At 33.1% G+C, this 25,817-nt stretch carries 24 protein-coding genes; 10 read left to right on the top strand and 14 right to left on the bottom strand.

What is annotated here, in order from left to right:
• Positions 1 to 12: 12 nt before the first annotated feature.
• A complete protein-coding gene (locus OF897_RS07930; protein ID WP_267265157.1) occupies positions 13 to 2,154 on the bottom strand; it encodes a catalase in 2,142 nt (713 codons plus the stop codon).
• 144 nt (positions 2,155 to 2,298) lie between these two features.
• Positions 2,299 to 2,523: a hypothetical protein gene (locus tag OF897_RS07925; RefSeq protein ID WP_267265156.1), complete on the bottom strand. Its 225-nt coding sequence runs from the start codon at positions 2,521 to 2,523 to the stop codon at positions 2,299 to 2,301.
• A 184-nt stretch (positions 2,524 to 2,707) separates the two neighbouring features.
• Here OF897_RS07925 and OF897_RS07920 point away from each other — a divergent pair, with 184 nt between their 5' ends.
• Both OF897_RS07920 and OF897_RS07915 read left to right on the top strand, forming a co-directional pair.
• Entirely contained in the window at positions 2,708 to 3,976 is a 1,269-nt protein-coding gene (locus OF897_RS07920; protein ID WP_267265155.1) for an NAD(P)/FAD-dependent oxidoreductase, read from the top strand.
• Between the two features lie 26 nt (positions 3,977 to 4,002).
• Positions 4,003 to 4,410 (top strand): hypothetical protein, encoded by a 408-nt coding sequence (locus OF897_RS07915; RefSeq protein ID WP_267265154.1) that lies wholly within the window; start codon positions 4,003 to 4,005, stop codon positions 4,408 to 4,410.
• A gap of 141 nt (positions 4,411 to 4,551) precedes the next feature.
• Here OF897_RS07915 and OF897_RS07910 read toward each other — a convergent pair whose 3' ends face one another.
• Positions 4,552 to 5,148 carry a Crp/Fnr family transcriptional regulator gene (locus OF897_RS07910; protein WP_267265153.1) on the bottom strand — a complete coding sequence of 199 codons (597 nt, stop codon included), beginning with the start codon at positions 5,146 to 5,148 and terminating at the stop codon, positions 4,552 to 4,554.
• Between the two features lie 356 nt (positions 5,149 to 5,504).
• Here OF897_RS07910 and OF897_RS07905 point away from each other — a divergent pair, with 356 nt between their 5' ends.
• Complete coding sequence (locus tag OF897_RS07905; RefSeq protein ID WP_267265152.1) at positions 5,505 to 5,969, top strand: PA2169 family four-helix-bundle protein; 465 nt, start codon at positions 5,505 to 5,507, stop codon at positions 5,967 to 5,969.
• Between the two features lie 19 nt (positions 5,970 to 5,988).
• Positions 5,989 to 6,219: a hypothetical protein gene (locus tag OF897_RS07900; protein WP_267265151.1), complete on the top strand. Its 231-nt coding sequence runs from the start codon at positions 5,989 to 5,991 to the stop codon at positions 6,217 to 6,219.
• A gap of 71 nt (positions 6,220 to 6,290) precedes the next feature.
• Here OF897_RS07900 and OF897_RS07895 read toward each other — a convergent pair whose 3' ends face one another.
• Positions 6,291 to 7,043, bottom strand: coding sequence for an SDR family oxidoreductase (locus tag OF897_RS07895; protein ID WP_267265150.1), 753 nt, complete (start codon positions 7,041 to 7,043; stop codon positions 6,291 to 6,293).
• Between the two features lie 327 nt (positions 7,044 to 7,370).
• Here OF897_RS07895 and OF897_RS07890 point away from each other — a divergent pair, with 327 nt between their 5' ends.
• Positions 7,371 to 7,958, top strand: a complete 588-nt coding sequence (locus tag OF897_RS07890) for a YciE/YciF ferroxidase family protein (RefSeq protein WP_267265149.1) — start codon at positions 7,371 to 7,373, stop codon at positions 7,956 to 7,958.
• 175 nt (positions 7,959 to 8,133) lie between these two features.
• Complete coding sequence (gene ccoG, locus OF897_RS07885) at positions 8,134 to 9,588, top strand: cytochrome c oxidase accessory protein CcoG (protein WP_267265148.1); 1,455 nt, start codon at positions 8,134 to 8,136, stop codon at positions 9,586 to 9,588.
• A gap of 64 nt (positions 9,589 to 9,652) precedes the next feature.
• On the opposite strand, the gene OF897_RS07880 is transcribed toward ccoG, so the two are convergent.
• Positions 9,653 to 10,252: a hypothetical protein gene (locus tag OF897_RS07880; protein WP_267265147.1), complete on the bottom strand. Its 600-nt coding sequence runs from the start codon at positions 10,250 to 10,252 to the stop codon at positions 9,653 to 9,655.
• A 145-nt stretch (positions 10,253 to 10,397) separates the two neighbouring features.
• Complete coding sequence (locus tag OF897_RS07875; protein WP_267265146.1) at positions 10,398 to 10,523, bottom strand: hypothetical protein; 126 nt, start codon at positions 10,521 to 10,523, stop codon at positions 10,398 to 10,400.
• Positions 10,524 to 11,654: 1,131 nt separating this feature from the next.
• Between OF897_RS07875 and OF897_RS07870 the strand changes: the two genes are divergently transcribed.
• From OF897_RS07870 to ade, 4 genes are all read left to right on the top strand, one after another.
• Positions 11,655 to 12,248, top strand: a complete 594-nt coding sequence (locus OF897_RS07870; protein WP_267265145.1) for a hypothetical protein — start codon at positions 11,655 to 11,657, stop codon at positions 12,246 to 12,248.
• A gap of 82 nt (positions 12,249 to 12,330) precedes the next feature.
• On the top strand, positions 12,331 to 13,044 hold the full coding sequence (locus OF897_RS07865; RefSeq protein WP_267265144.1) for an ABC transporter ATP-binding protein: 714 nt from the start codon (positions 12,331 to 12,333) through the stop codon (positions 13,042 to 13,044).
• Positions 13,045 to 13,132: 88 nt separating this feature from the next.
• On the top strand, positions 13,133 to 13,567 hold the full coding sequence (locus OF897_RS07860; protein WP_267265143.1) for a hypothetical protein: 435 nt from the start codon (positions 13,133 to 13,135) through the stop codon (positions 13,565 to 13,567).
• Positions 13,568 to 13,634: 67 nt separating this feature from the next.
• Complete coding sequence (gene ade, locus OF897_RS07855) at positions 13,635 to 15,263, top strand: adenine deaminase (RefSeq protein ID WP_267265142.1); 1,629 nt, start codon at positions 13,635 to 13,637, stop codon at positions 15,261 to 15,263.
• 178 nt (positions 15,264 to 15,441) lie between these two features.
• Here ade and OF897_RS07850 read toward each other — a convergent pair whose 3' ends face one another.
• From OF897_RS07850 to OF897_RS07815, 8 genes are all read right to left on the bottom strand, one after another.
• The gene (locus tag OF897_RS07850; RefSeq protein ID WP_267265141.1) at positions 15,442 to 16,248 is read right to left on the bottom strand and encodes a patatin-like phospholipase family protein; all 807 of its coding nucleotides are present in this window, start codon (positions 16,246 to 16,248) and stop codon (positions 15,442 to 15,444) included.
• Between the two features lie 87 nt (positions 16,249 to 16,335).
• The gene (locus OF897_RS07845) at positions 16,336 to 16,791 is read right to left on the bottom strand and encodes a hypothetical protein (protein WP_267265140.1); all 456 of its coding nucleotides are present in this window, start codon (positions 16,789 to 16,791) and stop codon (positions 16,336 to 16,338) included.
• A 473-nt stretch (positions 16,792 to 17,264) separates the two neighbouring features.
• A complete protein-coding gene (locus OF897_RS07840; protein ID WP_267265139.1) occupies positions 17,265 to 17,879 on the bottom strand; it encodes a PH domain-containing protein in 615 nt (204 codons plus the stop codon).
• A gap of 138 nt (positions 17,880 to 18,017) precedes the next feature.
• Positions 18,018 to 19,406, bottom strand: coding sequence for a dihydrolipoyl dehydrogenase (lpdA, locus tag OF897_RS07835; protein ID WP_267265138.1), 1,389 nt, complete (start codon positions 19,404 to 19,406; stop codon positions 18,018 to 18,020).
• An 82-nt stretch (positions 19,407 to 19,488) separates the two neighbouring features.
• Positions 19,489 to 20,805 (bottom strand): PQQ-dependent sugar dehydrogenase, encoded by a 1,317-nt coding sequence (locus OF897_RS07830; RefSeq protein ID WP_267265137.1) that lies wholly within the window; start codon positions 20,803 to 20,805, stop codon positions 19,489 to 19,491.
• A 262-nt stretch (positions 20,806 to 21,067) separates the two neighbouring features.
• A complete protein-coding gene (locus OF897_RS07825) occupies positions 21,068 to 21,328 on the bottom strand; it encodes a hypothetical protein (protein WP_267265136.1) in 261 nt (86 codons plus the stop codon).
• Between the two features lie 109 nt (positions 21,329 to 21,437).
• The gene (locus OF897_RS07820) at positions 21,438 to 24,095 is read right to left on the bottom strand and encodes a glycoside hydrolase family 3 N-terminal domain-containing protein (RefSeq protein ID WP_267265135.1); all 2,658 of its coding nucleotides are present in this window, start codon (positions 24,093 to 24,095) and stop codon (positions 21,438 to 21,440) included.
• Positions 24,095 to 25,537, bottom strand: coding sequence for an alpha-L-fucosidase (locus OF897_RS07815; RefSeq protein WP_267265134.1), 1,443 nt, complete (start codon positions 25,535 to 25,537; stop codon positions 24,095 to 24,097). The genes OF897_RS07820 and OF897_RS07815 overlap by 1 nt, the downstream gene beginning before the upstream one ends.
• Between the last annotated feature and the right edge of the window lie 280 nt (positions 25,538 to 25,817).

Below are 25,817 nucleotides of genomic sequence, written 5' to 3'. Positions count from 1 at the left end.
TTGTGTGTAAGTTTATTTTATTCCGTTTCTCTGTTTTTCAAATTCCCAAGCACGGTGTGAAGCTACGGCACTAATAAAGTTTTCGTCTTTATTACTGTTTTCTTCAAGAATTACAGCATAATCTTTATGATTTAATTTAAAAATATCAGTCTGCTCAAATATTGGTTTTGTTTTTTCATCAAAAAAGATCGCTTTACAATGTCTGAATGCTTCATTTACAAACTCCAGTACGCTGTTTTTATAGTCAGGCTGAAGCCAATTCTGCGACGAAGTTTCTCCCGGTGCTATATAAACTGCATCAAAACATACACTCATTGTGCTCGAAATAGAATGTAACGGAACAATCAACGATCCGTCATCTGCTTTTACTGGTGCAATTTCTGGTGCAACAAACTGAATGACTCCTCCCTCTTTTTCAATTTTATTAAGGAACTCGCTTACTCTTTTCCCATCGCACCCATCTGCAACAAGTACAGCAATTATTCTTGATTCTATCGAATTTTTAGCGGTGTTTTTCATGCTTAAAGCCTCTGAAACTTTAATTTTCGGTTCACGTTCCTCACTTTGTAACGTTGCAGGATCCGCATCTGCAGGAATACTTCCGTTTGGTTGTGAAAGTATTTTTACTTCAACACCTAATTTTTTGGCAACGACCTGCGCTAATTCCTGATTAACGAAATTAAGCTGACCCACTACTCTTTCTCTGATTGCATGAATTGTGACTTTTGTCAATTCAAATATCAAAGCTTTTTGAAGGTGAGTTTTTTCAGGATTTGACTGGCTGTTATAAAACAATTTTGCCTGAGAATAATGATCTACAAAGGATTGGCTTCTTGCTCTGATCTTATTTCCGCTGATTTTTTCTCCATAAGAAGCAAATCCGCCATCTTTCATCATTGCCTGAAACGGACAACCGCCCCCAATAGAATTTGGCTCGTAGCTTACTTTTCCTTTTGCAATCTGCTGTCTCATATGACCGTCACGCTGATTGTTATGAACTGTAGGAACTGATCTGTTGATCGGAATTTCATGGAAATTTGGCGATCCTAATCTAGAAAGCTGTGTATCTGTGTACGAAAAGAGTCTCCCCTGTAATAAAGGATCATTTGTAAAATCAATTCCAGGTACGATATGTCCGGGATGAAATGCAATTTGCTCTGTTTCAGCGAAAAAGTTGTCAGGATTTCTGTTTAAAGTTAAAGTTCCGAAAGTTTCTACAGGAACTAATTCCTCAGGAATAATTTTAGTTGGGTCTAAAAGATCAAAATCGAAATCGTGCTCGTTTTCTTCAGGAACAATCTGTACTCCAAAATCCCATTCCGGGAAAGCACCGTTTTCAATAGCCTCCCAAAGATCTCTTCTGTGGAAATCGGGATCAGCTCCGGAAATTTTCTGTGCTTCCGGCCAAGCTACAGAATGAACTCCTAATTTTGGTTTTAAGTGAAATTTCACAAAGAAAGCAGTGCCTTCACTATTAATAAATCTGAATGAATGAACTCCAAAACCTTCCATCATACGATAGCTTCTAGGAATTGCGCGATCGCTCATCAACCACATAATCATGTGCATACTTTCCGGCATTAATGAAATAAAATCCCAAAAAGTATCGTGTGCAGAAGCAGCCTGAGGAATTTCGTTATCCGGTTCTGGTTTTACTGCATGAACTAAATCTGGAAATTTCATCGCATCCTGAATAAAAAACACAGGCATATTGTTCGCTACAAGGTCATAATTTCCTTCTTCTGTGTAAAATTTAATCGCAAAACCTCTTACATCTCTGGCCAAATCTGTACTACCTCTACTTCCTGCAACAGTAGAAAATCTTACAAAAACAGGCGTTTCCTTACCTGCTTCAGACAAAAATTTAGCACGGGTATATTTTTCCATGCTTTTGTGAAGTTTAAAAACTCCATGAGCTCCTGATCCACGAGCATGAACAATTCTTTCCGGAATTCTTTCGTGATCAAAATGCGTAATTTTTTCTCTTAAAATAAAATCTTCCAGAAGCGAAGCTCCACGTTCTCCATCTTTTAGAGAATCCTGATTGTTATTAATTTTAAGTCCTTGGTTGGTTGTGAGTTTTTCATCTGAATTATCAGTTTTGTAGTAATTTAACTGATCTAATTTTTCATTTTGGGGTCTGTTCTTATCCATATTAATTGCTTGATTTAAATTAGTAATCCGGAAATTGAATATATTATCCAAAATCTAAAAAAATGCGCCCCATCAATAAGGTATAAACTTTTTAAGTGAATAAAATGAGGCGCAGAAGTATAATAAAATTGTGTTACAAAAAAATTATCTGTTTGTAGAAGTACCGGCTGAATCTTTTGTTGCAGTTTGTGGTTCAGCATTTAACGGTGCATTCATGGCTGTAGAATCAGATGGAGGTAAAGCCATTGATGTATCTGATGGCAATGTATTTGAAACCGTGGAATCGTTGTTTTGAACATCAGTTTTCTCTTTAGAACAACTCATAACTATTACACCAGCGACAATAGTCATTAGAACGTAAGTTTTCATAATTTTATTTATAATGATTGGTTTAACCAAATATAGATGTTTAAATTTCACTTCCGTTATGACCAGAATCATAGGTCTGAAAATCATTTACAAAATGTACCACACAAAGACACATGTTTAAAAAATTGATTACAGTGGTCTTATTCTTGAAGGAAGGATATTACACCAAATCAAAATATCTGTAATGAAAAAACATATTGTAATTGTAGGAGGAGGCTTCGCAGGTATTAATTTTATCAAAACTTTAGGCAAATCAAAAGACTTTCATATTACTTTGGTTGACCGAAATAATTACCATTTTTTTCCGCCCCTGATTTATCAGGTTGCAACTGCTTTTATAGAGCCCTCTCATATTAGTTTTCCGTTTCGTAAATTATTTTCAGATTATCCCAATGTACATTTTCACATGGGCAGTTTTTTGAAAATTAATACCGAACAGCAGATGATTGAAACTGATACCGGCAATTTAGAGTATGATCATGCTATTATCGCTCTGGGAACCGAAACCAATTTTTTCGGAATGGAAAATGTACAAAAATGTGCACTTCCAATGAAGACTATTCACGAAGCTTTATATCTAAAAAACCATTTGCTTTTAAATTTAGAAAAAGCTTCCAGAAATGAGGATGTTGAAAAAGCAAAAAGACTACAAAATATTGTCATTGCAGGAGGCGGACCGACCGGAGTTGAATTGGCTGGAATGATTGCAGAGATGGGAGTTTATGTTGCAGAAAAGGAATATCCTGAAATTAAAATGAATCTTTCTCATCTTTATCTTGTAGATGCGCTTCCGTCATTACTTGCTCCTATGAGTGATGCTGCTAAAAAAACAGCTTATGAAAATTTAAAAAAATTGGGAGTTAATATTTTGCTTAATGTTTCAGTGAAAGATTATATCGACGGAAACGTAATTTTATCAGACGGAAAAAAAATTAAAACAGAAACGCTGATCTGGACTTCCGGAGTCATTGGACGAGAAGTGCAAGGAATTCCTGAAACCTGTATAGGAAAAGGAAGAAGAATTTTAGTAGACGAGTTCAATCGGGTTTTAGGTTTTGAAAATATTTGGGCATTAGGGGATATTTGTATGCAATTGACCGATAAAAATTTCCCAAAAGGTCATCCTCAATTGGCACAAGTTGCTATTCAACAAGCGAAATTAGCTGCTAAAAATATCCAACAAAATCAAACTGGAAATGCGATGAAACCATTTGTTTATAAGGATAAAGGAAGTATGGCAATTATTGCAAAGTACAAAGCAGTAGTTGATTTACCTAAATTTTCTTACACAGGATTTTTTGCATGGTTAACGTGGTTGTTTATCCATATTATTCCATTAACAGGTTTCAGAAACAGAATCAGATTGGCTTTAGAATGGTTCAGATTGTTTATCACCAATAATCCATCAATCCGGATGATTTTACAGCCAACAAAAAACAGTCAGGAAAAATAAATATCAAATCTTTAAAAATAAATATTATGCTAAAAAAAATGTTAGCGGGTTTAGGAGGTGCAATCGCACTTAATCTACTCCACGAAATCGTAAGAAAAAATTTTGACAACGTTCCTCACATTAATGAAGTGGGTGAAGAAGCTTTAAAAAAAATGACAGATTCTACGGCTCTTGAAATCTCAGATCCCGATAAACTGTATGCTGCAACATTAGCCGGAGATATTGTAAGCAACGCTATTTACTACGGAACAACCGCCACAAATCATGATTTTACAAGCGGACTTGCAGCCGGAATCGGAGCTATTGCTTTGCCACAAAAAATGGGCTTAAATGACCAACCGGTTGCAGAAAACAATAAAAAGAAAGTAATGACAGTCGGATATTATCTCTTCGGTGCTTTGGTTACCAAATTTATTTATGATAAAATCAAATAAAAATTTCCCTCTGAAATCAGAGGGAAATCTTTATTTTAACATAAAGCCTAACTATATGGATGATATATCTTTATGTAACTGTAAATTTAAGTATTCAACAACATTATTCTATATGCTTTGAATCATAGAAACATTATTATTTTAAAGACAGATTCTTCCTTCACAAATTTTAACCAAATTTTGCTGCTCTAATTTTTTCACCGTTCTGATTACTGTTTCTACTCTCAATCCTGTAAGATTGGCAATCTGCTGTCTCGAAAAAGGCACAACGAACTTAAATGGTTCCGTAATCTTATGATGGGTTTTCAGAAATTCAAGTACCTTATAAATCCGATGAGATGGAGCATTGATAGACATTGTAGTAAGCATTTTATGTCGATAAAACATTCTCTCGGCATTATGGCGAAGAAGATTCTGCATGAGATTCTTGTTACGATCAAGCATTGCCATGAAATCAGATTTTCCCTGTTTAATGATTAAAGAATCGTTCAGACATTCCGCATTGATGCAGTATGGAACTTCATAATGAAGAAATGTTTCCGAAAAACAGTGTCCTGCTGAAGGTAAACTGTGAATAAATTCTGATCCGTCGTCTCTATATGTATTGAGTTTAACGAGTCCTGATCGAATTTGAAAATAATACTTTGGCATCGAGCCCTCATAAAAAATAATTTGTCCTGCTTTGTATTCGCTAATTTCCGCTCCATTTTTAAGAAGAACATCTTCGTCAATTACCATAAAAAAATTTGTAATAAGTTGATAAACAAAATCTCATTAAAGTGAAACCGTATTCCCACTTATGCGATTTGTCCACCGTAAATATAGACTTATGCATTGCAAAAGTTTATGATTAGTAACATAAACGTAATATTTAGTTTTAATATAATTAGACCACAAATTTCAAGAATAGATACCACATATTCTATGTGCGGCATAGTAATTGAATAATATGTAATACACCACTACATATCACATATTATTATGATTTTTAAATTGCCTGTTTTGCGGGCAATTTTTTTTTTTAAATCAATACTACATACCACAATGTTTTATCAGGGCATATTTGTTGTTTAATCTTCACTAAAAAAAGTATTATGGAAAATTCAAAAACAATGTCGGTACTGAATGATTTATTACAGATTACCAATGACCGAATTCGAGGTTTCGAAAGTGTAGAAGGAAAGGTTTGGGAAAGTTATTCTGATTTAAAAGGTGAATATGACAAGATGATTTCACAATCAAAAATTATGAAAAATGAAATTATTAATCTCATCACAGAACGAGGCGGAAATCCTTCAGACAGCGGTTCTGTTGCAGGAAGTCTCCACAGAGGTTGGATTGATATTAAAAATTCTCTCCCAGTGACAAACAATGATCAGGAAACTTTACAAAATGTAGTTTTTGGAGAAAAACACGCCATTGAAGCTTATGAAAAAGCCTTGAAAAGTGGAGATTTATGTTCTGAAAGCTCATCAGTAATTGCCGATCAGCTTCACAGTTTGAGAATTTCCTACCATCAGTTTAATAATATTGAACATTACAAAGGCAAAGAAGATTAATTATTTAAAAACAAATTGTATGAACTACCAAGAAGCTTTACAACATAAAAAAGAATCATTAAAAAACGCAGATGAATCTGTTCTAAAAATGTTTCACCTCGTCATTGCTCCCGCCAATACTGATGAAAGTAAAAAATTCATCGATGACTTTCTTGAGAATCCCGAGAAATTTGATGATGAAAGCTGTAAAAAGTATTCATCAGACGGGCTTTTTGAAGTGGTGAGTTTTAATAAAGAAGAAAACAATTAGAATCAATTATAAGAAAAACGGTAAGAATCAACTTACCGTTTTTTTGTAAAAATCTAAATTAAATTTTTGATTTATCCATTGACAATAATTCCGCCATTTGGGTGTAAAACCTGTCCCGTAATTTGTGCTGAATCTTCTGTTGCAAGGAAAAGATAACTCGGTGCAATTTCTTCAGTAGAAGCATTTCTTTGTAAAGGCGGTTTGTTTTCATTCTCTTCTTCTTCGCCAAAAGTTTCTTTCGTTAACGGCGTTGCAACAGGACCTGGTGCGACTGCATTTACCCTGAATCCTTTTGGTTTTGACTGCAATGCCAATGATCTGGTGAAAGAAACAATTGCCCCTTTTGTAGCAGAATAATCTAAAAGTTCTTCGTGACCTTGATAAGCAACCGCAGAAGTTGTGTTGATAACACTGCTCCCCTCTTTTAAATATGGGAAAACAGCTTTGGTAAGCAAAATCATCCCAATAATATTTGAATTAAAAGTGATTCGAATATCTTCTTCTTTTAATTTTGAAATATCATCTTGCGGCGTTTGCGTTCCTGCATTATTAACTAAAATATCAATTGCTCCAAATTTTTCAACAACCTCTTTCGTAGATTTTTCGCAGAAATCATTATCGTTGATATCGCCTTTCATTATAATACATTTGCTTCCCAAAGCAAGAATTTCTTTTTTAGTTTTCTCAGCGTCATTATCATCACTGTGATAAATAATGGCAATATTTGCTCCTTCTTCAGCAAAAAGGAGAGCTACTGCTTTACCAATTCCACTACCGGCTCCTGTAATGAGGGCTGTTTTGCCTTCAAGTTTCAATTTATTCATAGTTCTATTGTATGGTTTGATATATTTTTTTAAAAATAATTGGTGATTTTTATTCCAAATGAGTTTAAAGCATTCCAAAATAAATTCGGAATAATAAACCTGAGTATTCAGAATGTAACTCAAGTTCTATAAAATATATTTAAATAAACGAGGAAGAACTTTCCTTTGTTTTAAATATTATCCAATTTAGAAATTAAAAATCTTTTGTATTATGTTTGTAGTCATTTTAAAAATAAAAAAAAGATTAAATACCACATCTTGGTCGTTTTATCATTGATGGTCTGAAAATTGTAATTTTAACATTCATAAACCAATCAATAAAATATTATGGCAACTAAAAATGTACCTGCTAAAAAAAGTACAACTGCAAAAGCATCAACAAAGGAATCAAAAACAGCTTCTAAAACTCCTGCCAAAAAAGATGCCGCAAAAGATCTGAGCGATTTGTTTGAGGACGGATTAAAAGATATTTATTGGGCAGAAAAAGCACTTACAAAAGCGTTACCCAAAATGCATAAAAATGCAACAGAACCGAAATTGAAAAATGCAATAGCAGATCATTTGGAAGAAACCAAAGAACATGTAAGAAGATTAGAAGGATGTTTCAAAGCTTTAAAAAAACGAGCACAGGCGAAAAAATGTGATGCAATGGAAGGACTTTTAGAGGAAGGAAAAAGCATTATGGAAGAAACAAAACCAGGTGCAGTACGTGATGCAGGAATTATTGCAGCGGCGCAGAAAGTTGAGCATTACGAAATTGCAACTTATGGTACTTTAGCAGCTTATGCAAAAGTTTTAAAAGAAAAAGATTGTCTGAAATATTTGCTCTCTACTCTGGATGAAGAAAAAAACTGTAACAATCTGCTCACGAAAATTGCAGATACCAATCTCAATTCAAAAGCGATTAATAATTAATTAGAAAGATCCGATAGCGGATCTTTTTTTTGCTCTATTCCTTAATATTTTAAAATTATGATAAATATAAGGAATAGATTATCAATATTGCAAATTAGTGTAATAGCATTGTATCTGTAAGTTACAATACGATTAAAAATATTTTTGAAGAACCATTTCACAAAAAAAATTAATCATGTCTTTAAATGAAAATACAGAAATCCGTGGTGGACAAGGACAGGTTCTCAGCCCAGAAACTTATCGTGACTCGATTGGAACAATGGAACAATCGGGAAAAAGAAAATGGGTTTTTCCGAAAAAACCAAAAGGTAAATACACCAATTACCGAACTATTGTTGCGTACATTTTATTAGCTTTTTATTTGGCAGTTCCGTTTGTTAAGATAAATGGAAATCCTTTAATACTGCTCAATGTAATCGACAGAGAGTTTTTTATCCTGGGGCAGCCTTTTTATCCGCAAGATTTTTTCCTTCTAACAGTAGGAGCCATCGTTGCATTAATCTGCATTATTATTTTCACCATCGCATTTGGCAGAATTTTTTGTGGATGGATTTGTCCACAAACCATTTTTTTGGAATCTGTATTTCGTAAAATTGAATTTGCCATTGAAGGTGACCGAAACCGGCAAATGAAACTCGACAGACAGGAATGGGATACCGAAAAAATATGGAAAAGATTATTAAAATGGACAATATTTTTTATTCTTTCACTTATTTTCACGCATTTTATGATGATGACCATTGTTGGTTATGAGAAAGTTTTCCAAACGGTTACGGAAGGTCCTTTTGCACATCCAACCAATTTTATTGTAATTATACTTTTTACTATTGCTTTTTATTTTGTTTTTGCATGGTTTCGAGAGCAGGTTTGTACATTGGTTTGCCCTTATGGAAGACTTCAGGGTGTTTTAATTGATAAAGAAACCATCAATGTATTTTATGATTATCATCGTGGTGAAAACAGAGCTAAATGGCGAAAAGGCGAAGACCGTGAAGCAGCTGGAAAAGGAGATTGTATAGACTGTTATCAATGCGTAGTTGTTTGTCCGACCGGAATTGACATTCGGGATGGTCAGCAATTGGAGTGTGTAAATTGTACAGCCTGTATTGACGCCTGTGATGAGGTAATGGAGAAAGTAGGACTTCCAAAAGGACTAATTCGCTATGCTTCAGAAAAAGAAATTGAAACACGTCAACCGACCCGATTTACAACAAGAATGAAAATTTTTATGATTGTTTTGGTTGCATTACAGCTTTTACTCGCATATCTTTTATACAGTCGAGGCGATCTTGAAGCTAAATTTATAAAACCTGCAGGAAGCACATTTTTTGTGAGAGATAAGATGATTGTCAATACCTACAATTATACTTTTTTAAACAAATCGAATGATAAGAAAATACTGACAATTAAAGTAATCGAACCTTCTCATGGTGAAGTTATTTACAGTGGATCAAGTAAAATAACGGTTGATAAAGATAAAATAACAAAAGGAACTGTAAACATTACTTTCCCGGAAAAAGAAATGAATTTAAGCAAACAAAATATTACAATTGGTGTCTATGATTTGAAGGGAAATCTTGTTGATTCTTATGATACTTATTTTGAAGGTCCATTTAAACTACAGTTTTAATTTGAAAAAGAGGAACACTAAAATAGTGCTCCTCTTTTTTTTATATGAACAATGATAAATTTATTTAAAAATCTACGAATCCTTCAGCAAGACATTTCCATTGTACTTTTGACAAACCGAGCATTCCTCCAACTGCAATCATAATATTTCTGATTGAATTAAAAAATCCCGCTTTTAAATTGGGATATTCATTTCTTCCGTAGATACCGGCTTTTATCCCATCTTTTTCTTTTGAAATGATAAACGTTGAGGTTGCATGACTAGAATAAAAATGAGCAATTTTTTTGGTGTTTTGTTTTACAGGATCTTTTGAAGGTCTACATTGAATGATAATCATATCAGAATTTGCAAGATCAATTGATATAATCTGAACCCAATCAAACGACCTTCCTTCACTTCCGCCTGGTCCGGGAATATCAATTCTTATGTAATCTCCAAGTTGGGGTAAACGTTCTACATTTTTTCCTGCAAAATCGAAAAGCCGGAAGTCAGTTGCACTTTCCTTACAGTAATCCCGCCATTGATTAATTGATAAAAATCGTTTTTTCAGAATAGTAAATTTCAAATCAAGATCACTGGAATTTCCAACCTCTTTTTTGCTTTCGGTATCGTGAAAGCTTCCTTTTACATGTTTAGGAACTCCCGGTATATTTTTAGGTTTCATTATAATTTATTTTTGATTTAGAATTTACTGAAATTCGTGATGTTGCTTTGAGAGTATAATTTTATAGTTGAATTTTCCTTAAATGCCTTCCTATAAATTATGTAAGACTCTTTAATAAAATCTATTGCTCAACTTGAATTTTCTTTCACGAAACTGATAAATCATAAATATTTTTGATTCCTCTAGGATTGAAAAGTTTTTCGTACGTACTGCTTTTTCTTTGATCATATCTGAAATAACCTGTGAACTGATGGTGAATATTGGAATTCATGATTAATATAGAATTTCCAAATTATGTGCAATGTTATCCTCCCTTGATATTTATTTTCAGTTAACATTAAGTTTAAATCTTAAATAAAATTATTGTGAATAAAAATTACTTAATAAAATTTATTGCAGTAAATATTCACATGAATAAAATGATCCCGATGATAATTTGATGTATTTAAAATGAAATTTTAAAGAATTTAAATATTCTGTACGAAAACTTTTGGCAGCAGAGAGATTTTGATGCATCTAATGAGTTCATAATATATCTTGTTTGGTATTTAGTAAAGCTATGAATATATTTTAGAAGATAGTTATGAGCCTGGTCATAGAATGAAATGTTTTATAAAAACCCTATTTCATTTAACTGATAAAATTAAAAAGTACTTACATTAAGGTTTTAAGCTGTTTATTTATAGATAAATGCTTAAAGGTATTAATTCCAAATAAATTGATATAAAATATATTTATCAAATTCATTCTATTCAAAAATAACCGATGTATTATAAACCAATAAATGATGAATGCTATAAGTTATTTTTATGTTTGAAGATTAAAAAAAACAAAGCTTTTAGTGTTTTAAAGAAGATTTTGAGGAATATAAAAATCGTTTGACGAAAATACAAAATGCTATAAAGTCAAAATAAATTTTAAGCATTAAATGAAATCCGAACTTTTAAATAAGAAATGATAAATGATGAATTATTTTAATATTAAATTTTCTTTAAAACTGGCACCGAAACAAATAACACCTTATTACTTTAAATAACAACAGCTTACCAATCCTAAACTATAAAATAAATCTAATTTTTTAAGAGAGTTTATTTCTAATTGTTTTTACAATTTCAGAATGAAACTTAAAATATAAACTTTGAAAAAATAAAAACTTAACTTATTGAAAATCTAATGCATAAGTTCTATATTTTTCTAATTCATATCTAATAATCATCTTTAAATTCACAATATAAAACCATTTTTTAAGAAATTTTACCTTCAATATATATTAAGGATTACATAATAATCAAAAATTGAAATTAAAAAAAAAGATTATTTTTGCGTCAATAAAAAAAATTGGTTATTATAATTTATTATCTTTAAATTAGCATTACCAACCAAAATATTAAATAAATATCACATGAAAAAGATAATTTTACTCCTTACCTGTTTTTTAGGATTCTCGGCTTTCTCGCAGATTAAAGTTTTGAAAAACGAGACATTAGTAGAAATAGGAAAAGATAATTCTGTGGGCTTATACAAGAAAGAAAATAAGTTTACTTTTAATTATCAGGATATTAATACAAGTAATCTTAATACATTCAGATCGTTTTCATTTAATGATATTAATGGTGACGTACACGAACTTTATAAGATGATTACCGATGGTTTTATTGATGCTCCGAGCGGAAATATTTCTTTAGAACTTCCTAATGACATTATTGAGCTTCAGTACGAAAAAAACTACGGACAGCCGACTGTACAGATTATTCAGTATATCAATAAAAATAAAAAATACGTTGGGAAATCCCAGTTTTTGAATAAAAAACAAATTGATAAAATTTTCGGAATCGGAACTCCAAAAGCCGGACTTTATAAAGCATCCGTAAAACAAACTCCGGTAAATCCTGTGAATAATAATACAGTGCAAACTCCGGTGAATACAGTTCAACAAAATAATAATGCTGTACCGGCAACCAAAACTCCGGTAAAACCTGCGAAAAAAAGAAAATAAATTTCCTTTTTTTAAGATATATCAACTCATTCTTACCGAATGAGTTTTTTTATTTCTATTTTTGTCAAAATATTTCAGTAATATGTCTCTTCAGGTAATTAATTTAACAAAGAAATTTGGTGAGCAAACTGCTCTTAACGACATCAATATCTCAATCGACAAAAACGAAATCATCGGTCTTTTAGGTCCAAATGGAGCTGGAAAATCTACTTTAATGAAGTCTATTGTCGGAGCTTTAAAAATTGATGAAGGCGAAATTATTTTCAACGGAAAAAATATTACCGAAAACGAAATTGAGAGCAAAAAGAACATAGGTTTTCTTCCTGAAAACAATCCTTTGTATCTTGAGATGTATGTGAAAGAATATCTTCAATTCGTAGCCAATATTCACAAAATTTCTGAAGCGAGAGTTGATGAAGTTATTGAATTAGTCGGAATTACTCCTGAAAAATCAAAGAAAATAGGACAGCTTTCTAAAGGTTACAAACAGAGAGTTGGTTTAGCTCAGGCTATTATTCATCAACCCGATTTGTTAATTTTGGATGAACCAACAAACGGTTTAGATCCGAATCAGATTCTTGAAATCAGAAATGTGGTAAAAGAGATTGGTAAAGCTAAAACCGTTTTACTTTCCACACACATCATGCAGGAAGTTGAAGCGCTTTGTACTCGTGTAATTCTTATTCACAAAGGAAATATTCTTCAGGATTGTAATATTGAAGAGTTTAAAGGGAAATTTAATAGTTTGGAAGAAGCTTTTGCGCATTATACTCAGGATTTTGAAGTTGAGGCTTAAAAATAACCAGATTAAGGCAAATTTTCTAATCATGAACAATTGGCTCTAAATTTGATTCCCCTTTTATAATTTTAAAAACAAATAAAAAATGATTAAGAAATTATTATTAGGAACTTTATGTATTGCTCAGTTTTCCTTGATTTCAGCAAATGATTTAAAACCAAATCCTATTAAAGATAACGGAACCGGATATTTTCAAAATGTTCCAAAAACCGTTATCATTAAAACTAAAAAATTCAAAGTAAGAATCGATAAACAACCAAACGGAAATTATCTGTATCAATCTTGGGGCGCAAACACAAAAATTACCTCAAAACCAAGCATGATTATCAGTGACGGAGAATTAATTCCGGACGGATCCGGAGGTAATTATTATTTCGAATTTAATAACAACGGAACATTATATCAGGTTTGGAGAAATTATCTGACCGCATCTGCTAAAAAAGCACCTTACACTTTAGTAGTGATTGATGGAAATGGTGAAACTTTAGTAAGACAAGACGCACAGGTCGTTAAAAATTAATTTTAAACAAATCAAATAATAATTCCTAATTTCACTATTAGGAATTTTTTATTTATCAAAAAACATCATGGAATTTACACTTAAAGCTAATTTAATCGATCTTATTTCAAGAGAAACTTTTCCGGCAGAAATAGTTGTTTCAAATAAAAAAATTGCTTCTGTAAAAAGAATCGATGAAACTTTAGAAACGTACATTCTCCCAGGCTTTATTGATGCTCATGTACACATTGAAAGCAGTATGCTTGTTCCATCTGAGTTTGCCAAAATTGCTGTAAAACACGGAACTGTCGGAACAATTTCAGATCCGCACGAGATTGCCAATGTTTTAGGAATCGAAGGTGTAAATTATATGATTGATAATGCTAAAAAAGTTCCTTTTCATTTCTATTTTGGCGCTCCATCTTGTGTTCCTGCAACACAATTTGAAACAGCAGGAGCTGTAATTGATTCTGATGACATCAACGAATTATTAAGCAGAAATGAAATTGTTTATTTAGCTGAAATGATGAATTTTCCAGGTGTGATTTATAACGATGAGGAAGTTCTAAAGAAAATAGCTTTTGCCAAAAAACATAATAAGCCAATTGACGGTCATGCTCCCGGATTAATGGGTGAAGGAATGAAAATGTATTTTGATGCAGGAATTACTACCGACCATGAGTGTTTCGGTCATACAGAAGCTCTCGAAAAACTGAAACATGGAGTAAAAATCATGATCCGGGAAGGAAGTGCTGCAAAAAATTTTGAAACTTTAATTCCCTTATTAAAAGATTTTCCGGAGCAGATTATGTTTTGTTGTGATGACAAACATCCTGATAATTTGATTGAATCTCACATCAATGATCATGTAAAACGAGCGTTAAAAGATGGTTATAATTTGTATGATGTTTTACGGGCTGCGTCTTACAATGTAATACAACACTATAATTTATCAATTGGATTATTGCAAGTTGGTGATCATGCAGATTTTATTGAAATTGATAATGTTGAAGATTTTAATATTTTAAAAACTTATATCAATGGTGAGTTGGTTGCCGAGAATGGAAAATCTTTCATTCAATCTGTTGAAGCTCCAACTGTAAACAATTTTAATTGCAGTTTAAAACAACCTTCTGATTTTAAAATTAAAAGTGAAAGCGATACCATTCGTGTGATTGAAGCTCTCGACGGACAATTAATCACTCATGAAATACAGGCAAAATCTCTTGTGAAAGATGGTTATTCTGAATCAAATATTGAAGAAGATATTCTGAAAATTGCAGTTGTAAATCGTTATAAAGATGCTCCAATTGCAACTGCTTTTATTAAAAATATAGGTTTAAAAAATGGAGCCATCGCTTCTTGTGTTGCCCATGACTGTCATAATATTGTCGTTGTAGGAACGAATGACGAGGATATTTGCAAAGCTGTAAACGCCATTATCAAAGCAAAAGGTGGAATTTCTCTTGCTACAGAATCCGAAGAATTGGTTTTAGAATTACCAATTGCAGGAATTATGACTCATCTTCCTGCCGAAAAAGTTGCAGAATTATATATTAAATTAGATCAACGAGCTAAAGAACTGGGAAGCCAATTGAGAGCGCCTTACATGAGTTTATCTTTCATGGCACTTTTGGTAATTCCAGAATTGAAATTAAGCGATAAAGGTCTTTTTAATGGTAAAAGTTTCGAATTTACGGATGTTTTTATTAGATAAGGGATACTTTAAATCTTTCGTCAGGTCGAGTGTTTTTAGTAATAAAATGAAGAAAAATGTATCGAGAACTTTTAATTAAATTGAACTTCTCGATATGATTTTTTTTCAAAAATCTACTCGAAGGGACGACCAGCATATCGAAATATTAACCTTAAATTAAAGATTGAGGCTAAGTTTTTTAAACAATTCGTTTTTCATTTTTCAATGCTGCGTAAAATTGGCTTTCATTAAAACTATCTTTGGCGGCACGATAACCGATATTGAAAATTTGTTCTAAACGGTCTTTTTTACGCTCAAAAGTTCCATAACTTGATAAATCTTGTGAAGATATTAACCAGTCACAATGCTCAAATTTAATCTTTTCAATACGGTAGGAAAGCAAATCATAAGATCGGGAAACAATCGCTTTAATAGACTTTAAATCGTTGATTTTAATATCATGAGGAGGCGAAACAAAAACGCCAATCAGTTTATCACAATCATCACGGATAATATCTGCCGGAAAATTATTCAGAACTCCACCATCGCAGAACATTTCTTCTCCTAAAATATAAGGGGTTGTAATTCCCGGAATTGAACAGGATGCGATAATTGCATCGGTTACCAGAAAATCTTTATCGAAAATCTTCTCTGTTCCACCAACTAATTCTGTAGCAACAATCTTGATTTCTTTATCTAAATCTCCAATTTTCATATCACGAAAAATGGGTTTCAGATAATTATTAAAAATCACCGAAGAAACCAAACCAGGTTGATTGAATGCAAAATGTTTCCAATTGAAAAAGTATACTGACTGAAAGAAATCTAAAATCTCCTCAGGCTTTTTACCAATTGCATAAAGACATCCAACGATTGAACCTGCACTGCAACAAGCCAAAATATCGACATCAATATTCTGCTCGCCAAGAAATTTTAATACTCCTGCATGAGCAATACCTTTGGTACCGCCACCCGATAAAACCAATCCCGTTTTTTCAAAGTTCATTGAATAAATTTATGAAAACAAATGATGATGATAAAGAATTTTTTCCATTTTATTATTGTTGTGTAAATGTTAATATTTCTAAACCGATTATCTAAAATAATACCATTCTATCCCAAAAAGACCTTTATGTTTTTCAAAATCAATTTTATCACCTTTATTAAACTTTCGATAGATTCCAGTGTTTACTTTAAAAATAGTTGGCTCGACATATTCTTTCAGTGTAATGATGTAAATAAATTTTTGAGTTTTAATATTAAATAAGGACTGCGTATTAATTAACTCATAATCAAAACCTTTTAAATTAACCAAATTATTTGAACGTATTTTTGCTGATTTTAACAGCATACTTTTATAATCATTCTCAGAGAGTTCTTTTTGGAAAAATGGTTTAAAATAAATAATTTTTGGAACTACTTTTAATTCATAAAAGGTATATTCAGAATATTCTGTATTGAAAGATCCAAATGAATTCTTCTGTTTATCAATAACCACAAATTCTTTTATAACAGGTTTTGAAAAGTCAAAAGAAAAATTCAAAGCCATAAAAAATGGAATAAAATAATAACATATCAAATTCAAAAATATTTTTTCGCCTGTTGAAGGATTTCTTTTAGAATAATAATAGAAACTATAAACGATGGGTATAATAAACAAGAATATTTTAATATAAAAATTAATTTGATACACCTCAAAAATCTTACTGCACAAAAAGAAATATAAGATTGGTACAAAAAAAATAAGATACCAAAAAGAATGTGTTGAATTAAATGCTGTTTTTCTAAAATAATACCTTAAAAGCTGAAGACTGAATACACACAAAACCAATATTTTGAAATATATCGACAAAATTTCAACAAATAAAAGCAAAGTGCACAAAACAATTTGTGTAAATGGAGAAAAAATGATCTTATAAATAAGCTGTGTGTATTTTTTGTTCAACTTATGTGTTTTTATACTTTAAATATATAAAAAACCACAGATTTTATCTGTGGTTCTAACATATAAATTATTGAATCTTAATTATTAATATACTTCTCAAAAATCTTAGAAAAATCTTTTTGGTTGTATCGGTCGAAACTATTCGTGTTCCAAGCAAAAATATATTCGTTGATTGCTCTTAATTCCTGGCTTTTTGAAACATTTTCCTGCTTTCCTGATGCTACACTCGTAATTGCTTTCTGAATGCTGTCATTAGAAAAGTTCAACAAAGAATGATTGTGATGAACTTCCTGCTGAATCGCCAAAAGTGCTTTGTATAAGTCTTTCAACTGATCAACCTGACCTTTTGCAACGCTGATCATTAAAGGAACATTTCCGATATTGAATGAAATTTCAACATCCAGATCGATCGTTCCCGCAGTCTGCAAAACCACATTCGAGAAAGGAAATTGATAGTATTCATACCTTCTCAAAATTCTTTTTCTGTCAATCGCACTTGCACCGTCGATATGAATCAAAGCTCTGTTTGTAAAGCAGTATTCATCTCTTTTAGATTTAATTAAAAAGAATATTTTCTCATTATCTTCAGATAAAATATAATCATCCGAATCTACTTTATCATAATCCTGAGAAGGAATAATCTTCCCGATATCACCTAATCCTAAAGCTTCCGCAGCTAATTTTTTGAACATAATTTATTTTAATTTGTATTTTTTATTAACGGAATAAAATTAAGAAAATAAGTGAGATAAAAACAAAAACCACAGAAAAAATCTGTGGTTTTAATATTGTTAAACTTGTCAAAGATCTACATCTTCGTCAAAGCAAAATTAAATGTGAATCACTTCACCGTATGCAGCAGCAGCAGCTTCCATAATAGCTTCAGAAACCGTTGGATGCGGGTGAATAGATTTGATGATTTCGTGACCTGTAGTTTCAAGTTTTCTTGCAACAACTGCTTCAGCAACCATATCAGTTACACCTTCGCCAATCATGTGACAACCTAACCATTCGCCATATTTAGCATCGAAAATTACTTTGATGAAACCATCAGTATTTCCATTAGCAGTCGCTTTTCCACTTGCAGAAAGAGGGAATTTACCAACTTTGATTTCATAACCTTTTTCTTTAGCTTGTTTCTCTGTAAGACCAACAGAAGCAACTTCAGGGTGACAGTAAGTACATCCAGGAATATTGCCATAGTCGATTTTCTCAACGTGCATTCCTTTGATTTTTTCTACACAAGTAATCCCTTCAGCAGAAGCAACGTGTGCCAAAGCCTGAGTAGGGATAATATCACCGATTGCATAGTAACCAGGAACTGAAGTTTCGTACCATTCGTTTACCAAAACTCTACCTTTATCTGTCTGGATGCCCACTTCTTCAAGACCGATATTCTCGATGTTTGCAGCGATTCCAACAGCAGATAACAGGATGTCAGCTTCAAGAGTGATATTTCCTTTTGCTGTTTTCACAGTTGCAACTACTCCATTTCCACTTGTATCTACGCTTTCTACAGAAGCGTTGGTCATAATTTCAATCCCTGTTTTTTTCAAAGATTTCTCTAAGTGTTTTGAGATTTCTTCATCTTCCACAGGAACGATGTTTGGCAAAAATTCAACAACAGTTACTTTCGTTCCCATTGTGTTATAAAAATCAGCAAATTCTACTCCGATTGCTCCAGAACCTACAACAATCATAGATTTTGGTTGCTCAGGAAGAGATAATGCCTGTCTGTATCCGATTACTTTTTTACCGTCTTGAGGTAAGTTTGGTAATTCTCTAGAACGAGCTCCTGTAGCCAAAATAATGTGAGTTCCTGTATATTCGGTAACTTTTCCTTCTTTATCTGTTACAGAAACTTTTTTACCTTTCTGTACTTTTGCAGTTCCTAAAATAACATCGATTTTATTCTTTTTCATCAAGAATTCAATCCCTTTGCTCATTTTAGAGGCAACACCACGGCTTCTCTGAATAACGTTAGGAAACTCAAAACTAGCTTCCACTTTATTCAAACCATAGTCTTCTGCATGATTAATATAATGAAAAACCTGAGCCGATTTCAACAAAGCTTTAGTAGGAATACATCCCCAGTTAAGGCAGATTCCTCCTAAATTTTCTTTCTCGATAATTGCAGTTTTAAAACCTAATTGTGCCGCTCTGATTGCAGTAACATATCCACCAGGACCACTCCCGATAACAATAATATCGTAATTCATTAGTTTAAAATTTTTATGCGAATTTAAGGAAAAATATTGATGAAAACGAAAAGCAACCTTATCAAGTTGCTTTTCCTGTTTTTTACTTATTCTTGTTCTGAGAAACCCTCCAGACAATTCCGCTGACATCGTCTGCAACGAGTAAAGATCCGTCTGCGATCTGCAAAACACCGACTGGTCTTCCGTAGACATCACCTTTCTCTTTATCTGCAATAAAACCTGTAAGAAATGGCTCATAACTTCCCGCAGCTTTACCATTTTTAAAAGGCACAAAAGCTACCTGATAACCAACCAATGAAGACCGGTTCCAAGATCCGTGCTGTCCGATGAAAGCTCCATTTTTATATTTTTCCGGAAACTGTTGACCTGTATAAAAAGTTAAGCCTAAAGATGCAGTGTGAGCTCCCAATGGAACATCAGGAACAATTGTTTTTGCTAACAAATCAGGTTGTTCTCCTTTCCTTCTCGGATCTTCGTGCTTTCCGAAATATGCATAAGGCCATCCGTAGAACGCATCTCTTTTCACACTGGTCAAATAATCGGGAACTAACTCATCACCTAATTCATCTCTTTCATTCACGACAGTCCATAATTCTCCGGTTGTAGGATTCCAACTCATTCCAACAGGGTTTCTAAGTCCTGCTGCAAATATCTTTTCTCCGCTTCCATCAGGATTTACTTCCAAAATATTGGCTCTTCGTACTTCATACTCCATTCCGTTTTCACCGACATTACTTCCCGATCCTACTGAAATATATATTTTAGAATTGTCTTTATTTGAAATTAAATTTCTCGTCCAATGATTGTTATAACCTCCTGCCGGAAGATTGACGATTTTCTTACCGGGTTTTGTGATTTTTGTTTCGCCTACTTTATAAGGATAAACCCAAAGTCCATCGGTATTTGCTACATAAAATTGATCTTTGATAATCAACATTCCGTAAGGCTGATTTAAATTATCCAGAAAAACAGAAGATGATTCTGGCACTCCATCTTTATTGGCATCTCTGTAAAGAATAATTCTGTTAGCTGATTTTCCGCCAACTTCGGCGTCACTTTTTCCGCTGATGTCATTTTTGATCTTTTCTTTTATTGTCCGTTCAGAATTGGAAAGCACTACAAAAATATCTCCGTTGGAAGTCTGAATCATATTACGAGGACTTTTAATATTCTCCGCAAATCTTGTCACTGTAAATCCTTCTGGAGCAATCGGGGTTTTTCCTGATGGCCATCCGATAACATTACTGAATTTATTTTTAGCACTTTTTTCGTCTGGAGCAGGTAACTGTAAAGTATCGGTTTCGATTTTCACCACCTCTTTCTGCGTATTTTCAGAACTTTTCTTGTCTTTGCAACTTACAACCAGCGCAAGTACAATAGGTAGAATAAATTTTTTCATAAATTTTATTGAGTGATTTGATAGATTAGCTAAAAATGATTTCTTTTCATTTCTACATTTCACGAACAAAAACTATTCCTTTTAAAGCTTCACAACAGCTTTTATGAGATAAAACTAGATTAGAATATTTAAATTATTTTTAGCAGAAACAAAGCATTACTGTTTTATTTAAACAAAAAAAAGAGAACACAAAATGCATTCTCTCATTCGATTTATTTAAAAATAAGATTTTCTCAGTAGTAAAAATCATAGATTTAGTAATTTACCTTGTACTATTCAGTAATTTTCTTTCATTCTGATATCTCATATTCAAAGCTTTCAATTGCTGTTGTTTCATCTTTTTAGTCGCAACCGGATGATTCATAATCATTTTCTTCTCTGAATTATATCTTTTCTGCAATTCTCGGGATTTGCTCTTTGTGAGTTCAGTTTTTGAAGGATGTGGCGGTGCAGGCGGACGTTTCTGTCCGTAAGTGAACGATAATCCTAATAATAAAACTGTTGATATCAATAACTTTTTCATAACATTTATTTTTTTGAATGACTTTAATAAATTAATGATTATCAATTAAATTCATTCAGATTTAAAATAAATATTACATATATCATACCAACATTTTCTGCACAATATTTTACTGGACTTCAATATTTTGCTTTAATATCAGATTTTTAGAAGAATTTCCAGCCATGATTCTGTACGTTCCTTTTTCGACAATCCAATTCATTTTTTCGTCTAAAAACTGTAATTCTTTCACAGGAACTTCAATCGAAATTTGCTTTGATTCTCCCGGTTTTAGCTCTACTTTTTGAAAACCCTTCAATTCAATAATCGGTCTCGAAACCGAAGCCAGCAAATCTTTTACATATAATTGAACGACTTCGCTTCCCGCTTTTGAACCTGTGTTTTTAACATTAACTTTAGCAACAATCGTTTCGCTTTCAGAATATTTTGTTTTATTTAATTGTAAATCCGAAATTTCAAACGTTGTGTAACTCAATCCAAAACCAAACGGATACAACGGTTCGCCGCTCAAATCATAATAATCATTTCCGCGTCCTGTCGGGTGATGATTGTACGTCAAAGGCAACTGCCCTTCCTCAATCGGAAACGTAATCGGCAATTTTCCCGAAGGATTTTCGGCTCCGAAAAGCACCTTTGCAACGGCATTTCCACCCTCTTCTCCGGGATACCACACATCTAAAATCGCACCGACTTTATCTTTCCAATCAGTAGTTTTTATCGCTGAACCACCAACCAAAACTACGGTTGTCGGCTTATTTAATTTTGAAACTTCATGAATAAATGCTTCCTGATTTCCGGGAAGGCTCAACGAAGAACGATCTTGAAATTCACCTTCATGAATTCCGGCTGTAACGATGATGTAATCTGCATTTTGAGCTAATTTTAAAGCATCATTAAAATCTTTCTGATAATCATTTAAGCCATAATTCCAGATCAATTCAATATTTGCTTCTCCTCTATTTTCATGAAATTCAATGACAATATCAGATTTTTGACCTTTAATAAAATCTACATCAACAGTTTTTGTGGAATAACTCAACTTTTCCCAATTGTCGATCATTAATTTTCCATTTAAATATAATCTGAAACCGTCGTTTCCTCTTAAACCTAACTGATATTTTCCCGAATTTGGAGCTTCTAATTTTCCTGTCCATCGAACGCTGTAATTGTCTGGTTGCAGTTTTTCAGGATTTGGAGAATATAAAGTCCATTTGAAATTCAATTGTTCGTCCTGTTTTTCAAAAGCGGGATTTCCTTTTAAATCTGAATTGGAAAAATAATTTCCTTTCAAACCTTTTTGATTTTCAAAAGATAAAAATTCGGATGAAACGGTCGTGAAATTCTTTAAACTCCAGTCGATTCCTTTTGAATAATTTACTTCAACATTTTTATTTTTAACGAAATTTTTAATTCCATCCAAAATACTTACTTTCTTGTTTCCCGGTCCGGAATAACCGCCTAATCTCGCATCAACAGCATCGGTTCCAACTACCAAAATCTTTTTTACGTTATCCGAAATCGGAAGCGTTTGATGATTATTTTGAAGCAAAACAAAAGATTCAATAGCTACTTTTTCGGCTAACGGTTTATGATTTATTTTCTTTAATTCTTCAATATTTTTATTTGATACGTAAGGATTTTCAAACAAGCCCAATTCAAATTTCGCTCTCAAAACTCTCGAAACCGCATCATCAATTCTCTCTTTCGAAATTCTTCCATCCAAAAACGGTGGCATAAATAATTTGTAATGATTGTATTCTGTCTGGAAAATCACATCAAGACCCGCATTGATCGCCTGCGCAGAAGCATCATCGTAATCTTTTGCCGTAAAATGTAGAACATTCGCACCACCAACCGCACTCGCATCACTAATGACAAAGCCTTTAAAATTCCACTCTTTTTTTAATTTTTCGGTTAGTAGCCAATGATTTGCCGTTGAAGGTCTACCGTCCAACAAATTATAAGAAGTCATTACCGAACGGCTTTTTCCCTGTTGAAAGGCTTTTTGGAAAGGAACTAAATGCGTTTCCTCCAAATATCTTTTGCTCCAGTGAATCGGATAAGAATCCCTTCCACCCTCACCAACATTCGCTAAAAAATGCTTGGGAGTAGTAATAATTCCCTGACTTTCAAATGAACTGACAAAATTCACCCCCATCTCTGAAGTCAAAAACGGATCTTCGCCGTACGTTTCTTCTGTTCTCCCCCATCGAACATCACTCGCCAGATTCACAACCGGAGTCAGAATCTGCCGGATTCCTCTCAGTTTTGATTCTTTTGCAATCGCGGTCGAAACCTCTTTCATCAGATAAGGATTGAACGTCGCCGACAAACCAATCGCTTGTGGAAAAGCGGTTGCCCCTTCTCGCATTAATCCGTGCAAAGCTTCATCAAAAGGGATAATTGGAATTCCCAACCGGGATTCTTCCACAAAATATTTTTGAATAGCATTGATTTTTTTCGCCAGTCTTTCCGCATCTTCATTGGCATTATATTTCAGCAATTGTCCGGCAACTCCACCGTCTTGATTTCCCGCACTTACCTGCAATCCGAAAATTCCGTGAGCATATTGACCTTTCGGAACATTATCTAAATCACCGGGAATCATGAAACACTGCCAGAATTTCTCTTCGGGCGTCATGCGTTTCAGCAAATCCTGAATTCTTACTTCAACAGATTGTTTCGGATCTTTGTACAAAGGTTTTTGAGCGGATATAAATACCGAACTCAGCAATGAAATTCCAATTAATTTTAATCTAAATTTCATTATTGCATTATTTGAATTACCGTTGAATATTTCAATTGAGCTCTCTCTTTTGGTAAAGTCATTTCAATTGAATTACCTGATTTTTTCCATTGAATTTTATTTTTTAAACCTAAAACTTTTAATGATTTTGGTTTGAAATTTTCAGGAATTGAAAAGCTTAAAGTTGATGGAGCCTGATAATTCGTTTTTTCATCCAAATGAAAAACATTCACCGTTTTACCATCTTTACTTTCGGTATAATAAAAATTCCCGTCGTGATAAGGTGCGACTGCTCTTGTTGCAAAAACAGCCGATTGATTGTCATCCATCCAACCAGAAATTTCATTTAATCTCTCATAAACAATCGGATCGTAATCTCCGTTTGGTCCGGGAGCGATATTCATCAGGTAATTTCCGCCTCTTGAAATAATTTTAACTAAAGTTTCAATGATTTTTTGAGATGATTTATAATTGTCATTCGGAACATACGAAAACGAGTCACCCATCGTAATACAGCTCTCCCACGGGATCGAAAGCGCATGCTCAGGAACGGCTTGCTCGGGCGTCACATAATTTTCCCACTTTCCGGGAACGGTACGGTCAACAACTATTATACCTGGTTGATTTTTGCGAGCCATTGTTCCTATTTTATCCATGTCGATGTCCTGTTCGACCTTGATGGTTCTTTGCCATTCTACACTTTGGTCGATGGTGTGGAACGGACGAACCCAGCCTCCATCAAGCCAAAGAATGTCGATTTTACCATAGTTGGAAGTGATTTCGTTGAGTTGATTGAATGTGAAATTTTTAAAACTGTTCCATCTTTCAGGATATTTTTTCGGGTCGTAATTTACATTTCGGTCTTTTGGCGGAAAATAAGACCACCAATAATCATCAGAATGCCAATCGGGTTTTGAGAAATAGGCTCCAATTTTAAAGCCTTCTTTTCGGAATGTATTGAAAATCTCCTTCGTCACATCTGCTTTGGGATTTTTTGAAAATGGAGTTTTGGGTGAGGTTATTTTATAATCAGATTCTTTGGTATCAAACATCGCAAAACCGTCGTGATGTTTTGTAGTTAAAACCACATATTTCATCCCAGCTTTTTTCGTTGCATCCGCCCATTTTTGTGGATTGAACTGAGTCGGATTGAAAGTCGTCTGAAGATTTTCATAGTTTTTCACGTATTCATCGTAAGATTTTCCGTGTTCGGGCTTTCTTTTCGTCCAGTCTTCATCTTCCGGACAAAGGCTCCAACTTTCGACAATTCCCCATTGGCTATACGTTCCCCAGTGCATAAAAAGTCCGAATTTTAAATCCTGCCAGTTTTCAAGATTCTGTACGACAAGTGGATCTGTTGGTTTTTGGTAACCGTCTGAAACATTGTGTGCCTGTGAGAAAAATGTGCTGGAAAGAAGTAAGGATGAAAGAAAAAGAGTTTTCGTTTTTGGCTTGGTGAACATTAAGTTTAGTTTTTGCTAAAATAATATTTAACCGGAAATTTTCTACCACAAAAGGCACAAAAGTTTTTTTGACACATGAGTCACATTAGTTTTAGGTTTAAATGATTGAGAATATTCAGAGCACATAATATTGAAAATCAAAGATTTTCTGTGCGAAGACAAACATGTGTGGTGTAATTCAAACAGAAATATTTTTAAATACAATCAACCTTATTTTGATTAAAAAAGTTTTGTGTGAGAGTCCAAACACCAATGTTTATACTTTATGTAAAATGACTTT

Origin of the sequence: Chryseobacterium formosum, from assembly GCF_026460885.1 — a bacterium.
GTDB lineage: Bacteria > Bacteroidota > Bacteroidia > Flavobacteriales > Weeksellaceae > Chryseobacterium > Chryseobacterium formosus.
Note: the sequence above shows the minus strand (reverse complement) of the source record. Positions and strands in the feature narration are given on the sequence as shown.